The organism is Nocardia sp. NPDC050378 (genome assembly GCF_040655675.1).
Classification (GTDB): Bacteria; Actinomycetota; Actinomycetes; order Mycobacteriales; family Mycobacteriaceae; genus Nocardia; species Nocardia coubleae.
In genome coordinates this window covers 26,417-40,100 of record NZ_JBFAKI010000014.1, presented here as the reverse complement: position 1 = coordinate 40,100, position 13,684 = coordinate 26,417, and the positions used below count along the sequence as shown (strand labels likewise).

General features: G+C 63.1%; 12 protein-coding genes. 5 read left to right on the top strand and 7 right to left on the bottom strand.

Features of this window, described 5'->3' with window-relative positions:
* Positions 1–71: 71 nt before the first annotated feature.
* Both AB0I35_RS25290 and AB0I35_RS25285 read right to left on the bottom strand, forming a co-directional pair.
* Complete coding sequence (locus AB0I35_RS25290; protein ID WP_357398768.1) at positions 72–524, bottom strand: SRPBCC family protein; 453 nt, start codon at positions 522–524, stop codon at positions 72–74.
* A gap of 85 nt (positions 525–609) precedes the next feature.
* On the bottom strand, positions 610–1,251 hold the full coding sequence (locus tag AB0I35_RS25285) for a TetR/AcrR family transcriptional regulator C-terminal domain-containing protein (RefSeq protein ID WP_357398767.1): 642 nt from the start codon (positions 1,249–1,251) through the stop codon (positions 610–612).
* A gap of 83 nt (positions 1,252–1,334) precedes the next feature.
* Between AB0I35_RS25285 and AB0I35_RS25280 the strand changes: the two genes are divergently transcribed.
* The 3 genes from AB0I35_RS25280 to AB0I35_RS25270 all read left to right on the top strand — a co-directional run bounded on the left by AB0I35_RS25280 (position 1,335) and on the right by AB0I35_RS25270 (position 3,488).
* The gene (locus tag AB0I35_RS25280; protein WP_357398766.1) at positions 1,335–2,342 is read left to right on the top strand and encodes an NAD(P)-dependent alcohol dehydrogenase; all 1,008 of its coding nucleotides are present in this window, start codon (positions 1,335–1,337) and stop codon (positions 2,340–2,342) included.
* Positions 2,343–2,455: 113 nt separating this feature from the next.
* Positions 2,456–3,112, top strand: coding sequence for a DUF433 domain-containing protein (locus tag AB0I35_RS25275; protein ID WP_357398764.1), 657 nt, complete (start codon positions 2,456–2,458; stop codon positions 3,110–3,112).
* Positions 3,033–3,488, top strand: coding sequence for a hypothetical protein (locus tag AB0I35_RS25270; protein WP_357398762.1), 456 nt, complete (start codon positions 3,033–3,035; stop codon positions 3,486–3,488). The genes AB0I35_RS25275 and AB0I35_RS25270 overlap by 80 nt, the downstream gene beginning before the upstream one ends.
* Positions 3,489–3,512: 24 nt before the next feature.
* Here AB0I35_RS25270 and AB0I35_RS25265 read toward each other — a convergent pair whose 3' ends face one another.
* A complete protein-coding gene (locus tag AB0I35_RS25265) occupies positions 3,513–4,655 on the bottom strand; it encodes a GDSL-type esterase/lipase family protein (RefSeq protein ID WP_357398761.1) in 1,143 nt (380 codons plus the stop codon).
* Positions 4,656–4,762: 107 nt separating this feature from the next.
* Between AB0I35_RS25265 and AB0I35_RS25260 the strand changes: the two genes are divergently transcribed.
* A complete protein-coding gene (locus tag AB0I35_RS25260; protein ID WP_357398759.1) occupies positions 4,763–5,230 on the top strand; it encodes a MarR family transcriptional regulator in 468 nt (155 codons plus the stop codon).
* Between the two features lie 847 nt (positions 5,231–6,077).
* Here the strand turns inward: AB0I35_RS25260 and AB0I35_RS25255 are convergent.
* From AB0I35_RS25255 to AB0I35_RS25240, 4 genes are all read right to left on the bottom strand, one after another.
* Positions 6,078–6,644, bottom strand: coding sequence for a hypothetical protein (locus tag AB0I35_RS25255; RefSeq protein ID WP_357398758.1), 567 nt, complete (start codon positions 6,642–6,644; stop codon positions 6,078–6,080).
* A 136-nt stretch (positions 6,645–6,780) separates the two neighbouring features.
* Positions 6,781–12,276: a putative T7SS-secreted protein gene (locus AB0I35_RS25250; protein ID WP_357398757.1), complete on the bottom strand. Its 5,496-nt coding sequence runs from the start codon at positions 12,274–12,276 to the stop codon at positions 6,781–6,783.
* Between the two features lie 2 nt (positions 12,277–12,278).
* The gene (locus tag AB0I35_RS25245; RefSeq protein ID WP_357398814.1) at positions 12,279–12,899 is read right to left on the bottom strand and encodes a hypothetical protein; all 621 of its coding nucleotides are present in this window, start codon (positions 12,897–12,899) and stop codon (positions 12,279–12,281) included.
* On the bottom strand, positions 12,899–13,300 hold the full coding sequence (locus AB0I35_RS25240; protein ID WP_357398756.1) for a hypothetical protein: 402 nt from the start codon (positions 13,298–13,300) through the stop codon (positions 12,899–12,901). Before AB0I35_RS25240 ends, AB0I35_RS25245 begins: the two co-directional genes overlap by 1 nt.
* A 215-nt stretch (positions 13,301–13,515) precedes the next feature.
* Here AB0I35_RS25240 and AB0I35_RS25235 point away from each other — a divergent pair, with 215 nt between their 5' ends.
* Entirely contained in the window at positions 13,516–13,683 is a 168-nt protein-coding gene (locus AB0I35_RS25235; RefSeq protein WP_357398754.1) for a hypothetical protein, read from the top strand.
* Position 13,684 lies beyond the last annotated feature (1 nt).

Below are 13,684 nucleotides of genomic sequence, written 5' to 3'. Positions count from 1 at the left end.
TCGAGCGCGTCGGCCGGCCGGCCCTGTGCCGGCCGGCCGACGACGGCGAGCGGCGCGATGTTGCCGCGCCGTCAGCGGCCTTCCGCGGCCCTGGCGATATCCGTGAGATCGGCGGTCATCATCCTGCGTGTGATCGTGATTCCCACCAGGGACATCATCTTTTCGAGCAGCGCGCGCAACCCTGTGGCGTCCGAATCTCCGCCGAAAGTCATCGTCAGGGCGGTGCCGGTGGGGGTCGGGGCGAGCGTGAACTCGCTGCGGTACCGCATACCACCGGATTCCGCGAGGATCACCGTGCGTTGGAGGGGTTCGACCTCGGCAACCGTCATCTCTTCGGTCGCCTCCTTACCGAACACTTTTCGCGTTTCCCGCCATCGAGTGCCGACCGCATACGTATCGCCGGCCACTCGCTCCACCTGGACGATTCCCGTCAGGTTGGCTGGGGCGTTGTCCAGGTCGGTCAGCACATCCCACACGCGCTGAACAGGGGCTTCGATCTCGCGCCGCACCGTGATGGTCTTCATCGCTTGGAGAGTAGTCCTACGGGTCCGGCCGAAATGCGGCTCGTGCGCCAGAAACCGCTGCCACCCGGGAATTCGATCCGGGTTGTCAGCGACGGAGCAGGCCGGCGAGCCCTTCGATCAGCAGATTCAAACCGAAGGTGAAATCAGCTGTACCCGAATGCTTTCCGTCGATGACGAGGGAGGCGAGATCATGCATGTGTGGATGCGTTTCAGTGGGGATGAGCGGAAGGAATTCCTCTGCGGACGAGGCGTATTCGGAGGGGTCGAGGGGGAAATTGATGGCTTGGAGAGTGAAGCCGTAGATGTGGCTGTCGAGGGCGTTCCAGGCCCGGTCGGCTTGTTCGTAGGTGAAGCCCGCGGCGATCAGGCAGGCCAGGGTGGCTTCGACATAGCGCAGCATCGCGGGACCGACATTCACCCGGGAGCCCAGCAGGCCGGTGGCCCATCGGTGCCGGAGCAGGACCTCATGGGCCGAAATCGCGCGGCGGCGTAATTCTTCCTGCCAGTCGCCACCCGCCTCGGGCACGTAGATCTCCTCGACCACCAGGTCGATGAGCCCGTCGAGGATGTCCTCCTTGTGGGCGACATGGTTGTACAGCGACATGGCTTCGACGCCGAGAGCCTTGGCGAGCTTGCGCATCGACAGCGCGTCGAGGCTCTCCGCGTCGGCCAGGGCGATCGCTGCCCGCAGGATGCGTTCCCTGCTCAACGGGGTACGTGGCGGCATGTTTCCTCCTTGACCTACTTACGGCGTAAGCGTAGCGTCTGAGGCCAGCGACTTACGCTGTAAGTGCGAAGGAGGGGTCGCTCATGACCGATGTGGATACCGAACGGATGACGGCATGGGTGGCGCCGCGCTACGGGGGTGGGGAAGTGCTGCGCACGGAAATCGTGCCTCGGCCGGAGCCCGGTGAACGGGACGTGGTCGTCCGTGTGCACGCGGCATCGCTGTGCAGCGGTGACCTGCATTTACTCAGTGGCACACCGTATCTGCTCCGTTTGGGCTTCGGGTTGCGCAGGCCGAAGAATCGAATGATCGGCCAGAATCTCGCCGGTGAGGTGGTTGCTGTCGGTGCCGAGGTCGGTGAATTCCAGGTCGGAGACCGGGTTTTCGGTGAAGTACCCAGCGGGGCGTTCGCCGAGTTCGTCCGCGCCGACGTGAAATGGTTCGCCCTCGTGCCCGACGGCCTGGACATGGAAACAGCCGCTGCCATGCCGGATTCGGGCATGACCGCCCTCCAGGGCTTACGAGACATAGGCAAGCTCGCGCCCGGGCACCGAGTGCTCGTCAACGGCGCGTCGGGCGGGGTGGGAACCTTCGCGGTGCAGATAGCGAAAGCCTTCGGCGCCCACGTCACCGCCGTATGCAGCACCCGCCACCTCGACATGGTCCGCGAAATCGGCGCCGACACCGTCATCGACTACACCACAACCGATTTCGCTGCCCGCAACGAAACCTACGACATCATCTTCGACCTGGCAGGCAACCGAAAACTCCGCGACCACCGCCGCGCCCTCACCCCCGAAGGAGTCTTCATCTCCTCCGCAGGCGCACCGGGGGGCAACTGGCTGGGCCCTATCCGCTGGTTGGGCTCAGTCCTCCTCACCAACCTTTTCACCCGCCAAACCCTCAAACCACTCCTCATGCGCCCCGTGACAGCGGACCTGCAGTACCTTGCCGAACTAGCGACCACCGGATCCCTGCGACCCGTGATTCAGCGCCACCTACCTCTCTCGGAGGCCGCGGCCGCGATCGGCCTTTTCGCCGAAGGGCACGCATCTGGGAAGACATTGCTGACCGCGTTGCCTGTCCGATGACCACGGCGGTGTGTCCTCACCGTCGATCGGCGCGCTCGTCTGAGCGTGTCGACGGATCATCTGCTATCAATCGTCGTAGTGACATACTCGGATGAGGTCGAGGAGGTGTGCCGATGGTCGATGTGTTCACCGATGCGCTGTTCACCCCGGCTGATGTGGCGCGCCAGCTGGTGATCCCGAAGAGCACCGTCTACTCGTGGCTCTCGAAGGACGCCGATGGCCACCCTCTGGTCCACCGGGTACAGCCTGAACGACGTGGTCGAGCGAGCGTGCCGTTCATAGCGATGGTCGAGGCCTACGTGCTGCGGGCACTACGGACCGAATTGCGGTTCAGCACGCCTCGGATCCAGGCCGCGGTGTCGGCGCTGCGAGCAGAGTTCGACACCGAGTACGCCCTGGCGAGTAAGCGGATCGCCACCGACGGTATCGACCTTTTCGTCGAATACAGCGACGGCGAGTTCGCCCGCGTGCACGATCGGCAGATACCGGTGCGCGAGTTCATCAGCGACTATCTGCGCTACATCGACTGGGGCGAGGCCGGGTACGCCACCCGCCTGCATCTACCGCGCTTTCCCGCGGCCGCGCCCGTAGTTATAGATCCACAGTTCAACTGGGGTAGCCCGGTTCTCGAACGGACAAAAGTCCCGGTCAGCGCAATCATCGACCTCTTCAAGGCCGGAGAGCCCATCAATGTCGTCGCGGGGGAATACGAGCTCGACGAACAAGAAGTCCAATCCATCGTCCGAGCCGAGCTACCAGCAGCCGCCTGAATTCTTCCTGGATCGGGGACTCGGCAAGGGGGTTGCGGCAGGCCTGATCGAACTGGGGTGGCACATCCACCGGATCGTCGACCACTTCCCCAATGATGCTCAGGAGACGACAGACGAGACCTGGATCGAGTTCGGCCTGACTCGGGGCTGGGTTCCGCTCTGCAAGGACGGAAGAATCAAAGGTCGCGCCGTCGAGCGCGCCCCGCTCGGAAAGCACGCTGCGGTGATGTTCTACCTGGACAACCAGCAACTGACGATCAGCGCGATGATCGAGCGGGTGCACAATGCTCGAGCAGCGATCCATCACGCCGTCGAGCGCGGTGGCCCAGCGGCCTACGCCGTGACAGCGCAGGGCATCCGCCGGACCTGGCCATAAACCTGCCGTGCCGGTGAGCGGGTCCTAGTCCGCGCCGAAGAGCGCGGCAAGGTCGACCGTGTGGGCCATCGCCGCGGCACCCGCGTCGTTGAGGTGCATACCGTCGCCGCTGTCGAATTCGGGACGGATGAAGTCGGGGCGCGCGGGGTCGGCCACCGCACGGTCGACATCGAAGACGGAGTCGAAAATGTCTGTGCGGCGCAACCATTCGTTGACCGTGTGCCGGGTGGGCTGAGTCTCCACGAGTGGCATCCCGGGGTAGACGCAACCGGCGTAGGGGCCGATGGTCGCGACGTGGATGCGTAGTCCTGCGGCGTGCGCGCGGTTCGCCAGATCGGTGAAGCCGGCGATCAGTTCGTCGGCGGTCGCCGAGGGTTGCCCGCCCATCGCACCGAGAATCAGGTCGTTGATGCCGAAATTCACGAGGATGTCGGTGACACCGGGAACTGTGAGGGCATCGGAATCGAAACGTGCGATACCGGATTCACCGATCTCGGTAGCAGTGAGCCGGTTGCCCGCGATGCCGTTGTTGACCACCCATCCATGAGTGAGTCGGTCGTTGAGGACATCGACGGAGCGACGGTTGGCGCTCACTGTAGAGCCGACCCCTTCGAACCAGGAGTCGCCGAACGCCACCGCGATCGGCGGCGGCGGGGTGACGACGAGAACGTCCACGCCGGTGACGAAGAACCGGAACGGGACTTCCTGCGCATCGGGGAGTTCCACGTCAGCGGTCCGGTCGCCGGTGACGAGATAGGAGATCTCGCCCGGTTGATGGGCAAACGTCGCCAACCCCGTCGATTCAGGCAGGTACAGGCTGAGCAACAGGTCTTGACCAGCGGCGACCGGGAGGTCGATGGGATCGCTCACGAGATCCGCACCCGGCTCGATGACCGCGCGCGGATCACCACCGAAGCGAATCTCGTGATCGGCGTCGGAGTCGATCACCGAACCGGCCTTGCGCAGCGCCACCCGAGCGGCGTCGATGTGCAGAGGCGTCGCGCCGTAGCGGTTGGTCAGTCGCACCCTGACCGCCGTACCGCCGCCCGCCATGTGGAGGACATGGCGCACAGTCTCGTCCGCGAACTCGCGTGATTCGGCGAGCTTGATCTGCTCATCGGGGCTGATGACACCGTTCCGGAACCCGGCGACCCAGTTGTACTGCATGACCACTCCGATACTTGCTGCGCGGAATATTGCGTACGCATAGGTCTACTCGGAGATATTCCTCGTGTCAACTATCCTCGCAGCAACCATCTACTAGAGTGCTTCACATGCCCGAACTGTTCGACGACCCCCGGCTGACCATCTCCGGCCTGCTCTTCGAGGCGCACAGCGGACTCATCGCGAAGCTCGAACCCACCTGGCACGCCCACGGCCTGTCCGGCCTCGACCTCAACGCCCTGCTCCGCCTGAGCCGATCCCCCAACCGCCGCCTACGCATGTCCGACCTGGCAGCCCAAACCGAACTCTCCACCAGCGGAGTCACCCGCCTGGTCGACCGCCTGACCAAATCCGACCTCGTCGAACGCCAACTAGACCCCACCGACCGCCGCATCGCCTACGCATCCCTCACCCCCACCGGCCTCCACCGCCTCGAAGAAGTCCTCCCCGACTATCTCTCAGCCCTCGACACCTGGCTCATCGACGTACTAACCCCCACCCAACTCGACGACCTGGTCACCGCCCTCCGCATCCTCCGCGACGCAACCAACCCGTCGGCAACCGCCATCGAGGAGTGATGTCCCGCCGAACGCAGGAGCGGCGTCGACGATGAATGCACCGATGATTGAGCGACAGCTCGATCGCCTCGGCGAGGCAATCCACCGTTGCAATCGTGGTTGTTCCGCAACTGCCCTCGGGTAGTGACAGTGAAGGCGGCGGGTTACTCGCCCTGCGCGCCGCACTTCGTTCCAGAGTCCGTCCGTATCGTGCGGCGCAGCTTCCACCGGCGATGTGCAGACATCAGTTGTAGGCGACAGTCGAATTCTGTGCGGAGCAAGATTGCGGGTGGACTCGGCAGCACGGTCCACCCAATTCCGACGGTTACCGTGAGAGAATCAGCCGCAGCGCTGAAGGAGCTCCTCGGGCGCAGTTCCGGACAGGCGTACGAGAGCGTTGTGCGGCGCGTCGAGAAGATCGCACTCGCGACCATATCGAAGGATGCGCAAGACCACCATTTCAGTGGGCACCGTTGTATCAGGCCTTCGATGCGGACCACATGGTCGCCCGGTTCAACCGTCCCGCTTAAGCAGCGAACGATACACTCTGTTGCTGAGTTTTCGCGAGGGACAATCTCGACAACCTCAAGTGTTGCGCTATATGCCATGCCCGCCTATCGCCTGATGAATTCGTGTAGATATGATCGGCGAGAATGGGGAGTCTTTCAGGCTCTGTCGCGCAATCTGCCGCGCGACGTATTCTCCAGTCATCGTTGAACTTAATTACGCCATTCCGTAGATGATTGCACCTCCTCATACGAACTCTGCATGCCTGAAAGTCGCTCCAGGAGCATTATAGAGTCCATGCAGGCAGCCGGGTGGGATCGCCATGCCCCGTCGCTGCCCACAACGACTGTCGAGAAATGATCTATGTAGGGTGGAGACTGCACCGCCACAGTAGCTCTAGCTGATCTTCGGGGATAAGAGGATGAAGGCCCTCATCCAACGCCTCGGCCAACTTCTTGGCTTTGCCTATGGGTAGCAAATAGACTTCATGCAAGACTTTCATGAGCGCGATCTTCAATCGAGGAACGTCGTCGACCGATTGGAAAATTTGCAGGATCGCCGCAAAGGTCGCCGTATGTTTAGATGGCCATTCAATAAGTTCTATCCAGCGTGGAGGTTGGTCGAGCGGGTAGGTGCCCGCGACTATCCAATGACCGTTCTCCTCGCTTGTCACACCGCAGTAAAAGCGTCCGTCTTCAGAGCGAGCAGCAAATTCTACGCTTCCAACCGAGTTTACTAGTTTAGATACATCTACGCGTTCGGTCAGCTTCGCTGAGAACCAGCGGAAGTCTGCAGTTCGGGGGGTGTCTGGCGCCGCCAGCAGTAGTGTGCCAGAGTCGGAAACTATATGTTCCTCCTGGACGGCGAGTAGCCAACGGTCGGTAAGTGCTGTTCCAGGCTCGGAATAGGAGATCTCGGCGTACGGCACTGTGTCTGCCCTCGCGATAATGCGCCACGTAGTAGATATCGTCGGCCCCGATGGTTGAGGCTCGTATGACAGAATTTCGAATCCCGCCGATCGGAGCTGATCGAGGACTGTATTTGTGTCGTCCACAAGAACCTCGCTATTCGTAGAAGAAGTGGTGATCGCCGCGCGGCTTGTCTATTTTGCCATATCTTTCCAGCGGATCTGCGTTGATGCTGATGTCCCAACCGAAGTTGACGAAATTCCTGTCGGGATCACCTTTGGGCATTCCTGCGTGGAAATGTGGGCCTTTGGGGTCGTGGGTATGCTCTACAACCACTCTGGAACCCATGCCATCGATCTCGAACTGCCGGAATGTGCCCCAGTGGGACGGGTCTGATGAGTATATGTTCCCTGGCATACCGCGACTGGCGACATCGCCGTTGACTGACCATTCGAAGTCGGGGGTAGTGTCGTATGGCACACCTGCGAGTTCGAAAGCTGCCCTTTCGGCAGATTCTCTATCTGGGAAAGGGTTGGCATGGTCACCGCGGGCGATGTAGTCGGGTTGGAGTCCGAGCGGGTCGGACCAGACCGTTGGATTTCGAGGATAGGCGTGCGGATTGGAAGATGGAAACAGCCCAAGAGGATCGATGCTGAGATATCGCCCGGTCTCCGGGTCGTATGTCCGATAGTAGTTATAGTGCAGGCCGGATTCTGCATCTGCGTATTGTCCAGGATAACGAAGAGGAGTGCTTTGGGTGCCGAACCAGGTGCAATTTCCCCAAAGTCCATGAAACGCAAATGATAGCGATCGGGCTGTCGATAGCTCGACGATTTCAGTCGGCATGCCCGAGATGTCACAAAGCAGTACTGTGTAGGCGCTTGCATCAGCGGAGTCGGTGGATTGTGTCAGCGGCGTGCTTGCTCGAGGCAGGTAGTTCCACCGTACTGTAGCATCGGTGGTATTCTGCTCGATCAAATTACTTGCGTCATATGTATATGTGGCTAGTTCCTGGGGTGCCTGTGTCGGATGGCTCCAGAAACCTTTGGTCGTGCGGCGTCCAAGTGCGTCGTAGCTATACCGCCACCACCGCTGCTCCGGTGTAAAGACATCGGTCAACTGGTCGAAGGCGTTGTAGCGGTAGTGCCAGACGGCGGGTTTTCGGGAGATTCGGGTGGTGACTTTGCGGATGAGGCGGCCGGCGGGGTCGTAGTAGTAGTGGTTGCGGCCGTCTCGGATGAGGAGGTTGTTGTGGTATTCGCGGCCTTCCAGTCGCTGGGGGGCGGTTGGTTCGGCGGGGTCGGGTGAAGGGGTGGGGAGGCTGGCGGTGATGTTGGAGAGGGGGTCGTATTCGTAGGCTTCTGTGAGGGTGTTGTTGCGGGTGATGGTGTTGACTCGGCCGATGGGGTCGAGGGTGTAGGTGGCGTGGGTGGGGGTTTGGTTGGGGCGGGTGGTGGTGTGGTGGGTGAGGTAGCCGTCGGGGCGGTAGGTGTAGTCGTCGCGGCGGATGGTGAAGGGGGCGGGGCGGTTTGTGGTCGAGGGGCCGAAGTCGCCGAGGTCGAGGGTGAATTCTTGGGCGGGGAAGCCGGTGACTTGTTGGGTGGCGATGTTGCCGATGGGTGTGAAGGTTCGGTCGATTTGGACTTCACCGACGCGCCAGCCGGTGAGGCGGCCTGCAGGGTCGTGGTTGAACGAGATCTCGGTGTCGTCGGCGTGGAGGGTGGTGACCTGGCCGAGGGTGTTGTGGCGCCAGGTGGTGACGGAGCCGGTGGGGGTGGTGCGGCGGATGCGGCGGCCGCGGTGGTCGTAGTCGTTGACCAGGGGCGATTGGTCGTCGAGTTGTTGGGTGGCGACTTGGCCGGTGGGGGTGTAGGTGAATCGCAGGGTGTGGGTGATGGTTTCGTCGGGGCCGTTGACGGCGGTGAGGACGCGGCCCGCGGGGTCGTGGGTGTAGGAGAGGTATTCGCCGGTGTCGGCGGTGATGGACGTCAGATTGCCGAGGATGTCGTAGCGGTGGTGGCGGGTGATGCCGGTGGCGGGCGTGACCGTCGCGACGCGGCCGGTGATGGTGTGGGTGTAGGTGGTGGTGGCGCCGGTGTAGTCGGTTTCGGCGATGAGCCGGCCCGCGAGGTCGTATTCGTAGGTCCAGCGTTGGCCGAGTGGGTTGATGACGGCGATGAGTTGGCGTTCGGTGTTGTAGAGGTAGCGGGTGGTCGAGCCGTCAGGGTCGGTGCGGGTGGAGACTTTGTCGAAGCCGCCGTAGGTGTAGCGGGTGACGCCGCCGTTGCGGTCGGTGTGGGTGAGGAGGTTGTTCTCGCCGTCGTAGGTCCAGGTTTCGGCGAAGCCGTCGGGGTCGATCCGCCGGGCGGGGCGACCTGAGGGCGTCCACTCGTAGCGGGTCGTCTGGCCTAGTGGGTCGGTGACCTCGACGGGACGGCCGAAGGGGTCGCGGCGGATTTCGGTAGTCGCGCCGTAGGGATCGGTAATGGTGACCGGCAGACCTGCCGCGTCGACGTCGATCCGGGTGACGGCACCGTCCGGGTCGCGCACTTCGGCTACGGATCCGCAGGGGTGGTGGGTGAATTCGGTGCGGGCACCGGCCTGGTCGACGACGGCGACGAGGTTGCCTGCTTTGTCCCACTCGCGATGCACGGTCGTGCCGTCGGGGTGGGTGATGGTGGTGGGGCGGTTGGTGTAGGCGTACTCGACGGCGATGGCGGTGCCGTCGGGGCGGATGATCTTGGCTACGTCGCCGTCGGCGGTGTATTCGTAGCGGGTGATCGCGCCGTCCGGCTCGGTGACCTTCAGCGGTTTGCGCGCGGTGTTGTAGTCGATGTGACGGCGGCCGCCGTCGGCGGCGCGGAAGTCGCGCAGCCGTAAGTCGTTGTCGAATCCGTAGCCTGTGACGCCGCCGCGGGAGTCGGTGAGCCGCGTGAGACGACCCGTACCGCCGCCGAGCTCGAGGTATTCGTAATCCGCGTTGAACACACCGTCGGCGCCGCGCTGCGTGATGACGCGGCCTGCTTCGTCGTAAATGTTGACCACCCAGCTGCCGTTGGAATCCGTCCAGGACAGCATCCGGTGGTGTTCGTCGTAGGCGAAGCGGGTGATTCCACCGACTCCGTTGACCTCCGAGGTTAATTCGCCGTTCTCGTAGCCGAATTCACGCACCGGCACAACGGTGTCAGCTTCTTCGTCTGCCATAGAGATTGTGGTGACGCGACCGTTGTGGGTATCAAGAAGAACTCGGTAGCCACCGGAATGGGTGACCTCTACCGGATCACCATTGCTGTTGTAGTGGAACCTGATTCGATTCTGGTGGCGGTCGGTTATCGCAGAGATCGCGAAATTGCCGAGAAGAGTATCGATACCGCCGAGCACGGGTTCGGGTGCGAAGTGCCACACCAACTCGCGGTCGGGGTCCCATAGACGGTATCCACCCGTCTCGGTGCGAGTGAGTTTCCAGCGCTGACCACCGGTGATCGGCTCGACACCGACACCGACCTCGGCATGCGGATAAGGCAGAAGCATGCCGTCATCGAAAACGACCGTGACGCACTCGTCTTCGACGACGACACGCATGTCCAACGTCGCCGACCAGGAAGGGCCGAACCAGCGGCCGAACCGGTAGTTGGAATGGTGGGCGCGTTTCAGCACCAACCGAAGGACGCCGGGCAGATCGAGATCGGTGAGCGGAAGGAGGAATTCGCCGGTGGCCAAGTTGACCGGATCGCCGCCTTCTGAGGTCTGGTCGCGCGTGCTGTTACTGGCGGGACCGCCGTCGCCCGCCTCTTCGCCCACACTGGGTTTGCCGTCGCCACCGGCGTCTACCTCGGAACGAACGTGAGGATCACCGTTGTTGTTCGAGCCATCTTGACCACCCGGTTCGGTGCTGTGGGACGGGTCGCCGTCATTGACGGTAGCGGGATCGTCGGCATCGGGGGAGGGTGCCCCCTCTTGTTTGGGAGGAGTGTTGTCATTTCCGTCCGGCGTGGTGTCGTCGCCGCTCTGGGACGACTCGTCTGTATCCGGCTTCGGTTGGCCGGCAGGCGGCTCGTCAGCGTTGTTCGGGTTCGGTGCCGGTTCATTGGGCGCATCGTTGTCCGGTGTCGCAGCGGCGGGTGGTTCCGGCTTCCCGTTCTCGGGACCATTGTTGTCGGGTGTGGAATCGCTGGTGAGGGTCGACGGGTTGTCAGCGGTGTTCGTGCCGTCGCCCGGTTTTTCAGCGGGGTTCACAACAGCAGGCTCGCCCGATTGCGCGTCGGGGTTGGTGGGGGCCGGGTCGCCCGCTTGCGCGGCTGGGTTGGTCGGTGGCGCGTCAGGAGACGTGTTCGCCGGGTTCGCGGCGGGAGCTTCGGGCGTGGCGGGCGGGTTGGCTGCCGGTGGATCGCCGACAGTGGCCGCGGGGTTAGTTGCCGGTGCGGAGGGATTGTCCGGGGGATCGGCAACCGACTGGGCAGGCGCGGATGGCGCCTCGGGCGCGTTTCGCCCGCCTGCACCGGCGGCGTTGTCGAGGACATTGCGGGCGGTGTTGCCCGCATCAGCCACATCGGTGACCCGATTCACGGTGCTGGCAGTCAGCTTCGCGGCGCCACCGGCGCCACCCGTCGCGAGGGTCGTCAGGGCATCGCCGGTGAGGGCTCCCAATGCCTCGGTCGGATTCGCCTTGAACCCGGCGAGCATTGCCGAGGCAGTCGCTTTCGGGTCTGCGGCCGCGAGGATCATCCCCGTGCTCATGTCCGACATCTTCGACATGTACTCCGCGGGGTGCGTCGCGTTGTACAGATCCAATGGATTGACCGACCGTACGAATTGCACCAGGCCGGTCAGCGAGGTCAGCAGCCCGGTCGTGATATTTGCCTGAGCGTGCTCCATCATCGCGCCGAGGTCTTCGAAATTGCTTCCCCAACGGGACAGGAAAGGCGGCTCTTGCGGCGCGGTCTCCGTGGCGGCGGTGATTGCCGTGACGGCCGTGTTCGCCGCATTGTCCCGTTGTGTCCGAGCACCGTTGAGAATGGATCGGGCCTCGTCGCGCATGGCGGTCCATGTGTCGGTCAGGCTCTTGTCCTTGCGATCCTCGTCGGACTTGGCGTTCCACTCGTTTTTCCGATCGCGTTCCTCGTTGTCGGCGGCTTGCCATTTCGCGATCGCCTCGGCGGCCTTGGTTTGCGCGGCCTCGACCTCGTGCACCCAGGCTTCCAGGGCGCCCTTGGCCTTGCCCATCGCATCTGCGCCGTCCCACCACAGCTTCGGCTGCTTGGCGAATTCCTCGTGGAATGCCGTGGATGCGTCACCGGTCCAGTCGGAGACATCGATCTTTCGGAGAGCGTCACCGGTTTGGTCAATCGCCGTACCGATCTGACCGAGTTGTTCGGCAACCTCTCGGATCTTGGCCGGCTCACCGCGGATCAGCTCTTTCGGATCGGTGGTTTCGCCGAGCTCCTTCTCCGGCACCGCGCCGCCGGTGGCGTCGACGATCTTGTCGCCCGCGTCGTCGAGCCACTCCGACAACCCGTCCGCACCAACCGCTTTCGCCGCGCCCGACCACGTGTCCAACGCAGAGTTGTAGGCCTGACCGACCTTTTCGGTCGCGGACTCGAGACCCTCTTCGATGGAGTCACCGAGATCATTGATGAAATCGCCGATACCCATAGCTACTGCCCCCCGGCGGATTGCTTTGCTTGCTGAATTTCTGCGACCTTGGCCGCGACACCGGTATCCGGCAGGAACATGCTGCCCAAACCGCTCTGATCAGGCGTGTCACCGGACACCAGGTACTCGCCCACCTGCCCCAACGTCGAGACGTTGTCACCCATATGCGAGAACGCTTTGCCGAAAGAATCCGCGCTGTAGTCGGCTTGGGTGGCGAGATTCCAGGTATTGTTCGACAACACCTCGCCCCAGTCCATCGCCTCGATCTCCGCTTTGCTCAGATGCGGATTCCCCGCGAGGTGGGTGAACATCTGCTTGAACGAGGTAGAGACCTGGTCGTCGATCAGGTGGTAACGACCTGCGGACAAGTCGAGAATCTCGGCGATGGCGTTACCCGACTGCACCAACGCCCGGACACCCCACGACCAGCGTTCGGCGAACGTTTCGAAGGAGGCTTGTACATTCGCCTTACCTGCCTCCATCGCCGACATCGTCAACTCCGCGAACCCGCGCCCGGCCGCAGCGGTCTCCTCGATACCGAGTTTTTTGAGCTCGCTGATGATGGTGTTGATTCCGTTCGCGGCCTGGGTGAGCAGGGCCGGATCGACATTCAGATCCGACATCAACCACGCCCACCATCAGCCGACGGTTCCTCCGCCACCACCGGCGGGAACACCATCGGCACCGCACCCGACATGTCGACCGCCACCCCGGTCGGCTCCTGCTGCCCCTCGGCGAACTCACGCAGACGTCGACCGAGGAAGGTGTGGAACCGGTACTCCTGATCCGCGACCACACCGCGGGCACTCATGAACCGCGCGTACTCCGGCAGACCCGTGAATGCGCACAACCACGCAACCCCGCCGGACTCCATCGTGAAGACCCGGTCTTCGGGCCCGACCAGGGGCACCAGCAGCGTCGACGCGTCGAACGCCGCCGTCAGTGCGTTCGGCACGCCGAATCCGGCGTAGAAGGCGGCGATCTCCGAACGCAGGCGCGCTGAATCGACCTCGACCATCGTCATGTCCGCTCCCGATCTCCCCTCGGACAAATCAGGCACCCACGGTAGCGAACGAACGGCGCCACCTCCACCGTGTCGCCAGTCACCGGCGTCACCCCCCACCCAACTCGACGGCCTGGTCACCGCCCTCCGCATCCTCCGAGACGCAACCAACCCGTCAGCGACCGCGACAGCGGAGCCTGCTGGCCTATCCTGAAGGTAAGGACCTGGGAGGGACGATGACCAGCAAATCTGCCGAAGAATCCGATCCGCGAGCACGGTGGCGCCAGCTGCCCGCCGAGCCCGATCGGCTGATCGAGGAAACCGCCACCGACACCAAGGCGACCGACCACGGGTTTCCTGTCGGTGACGTCACCGAGGATTTCGTCCGCAAGTACGGGCTCTGAA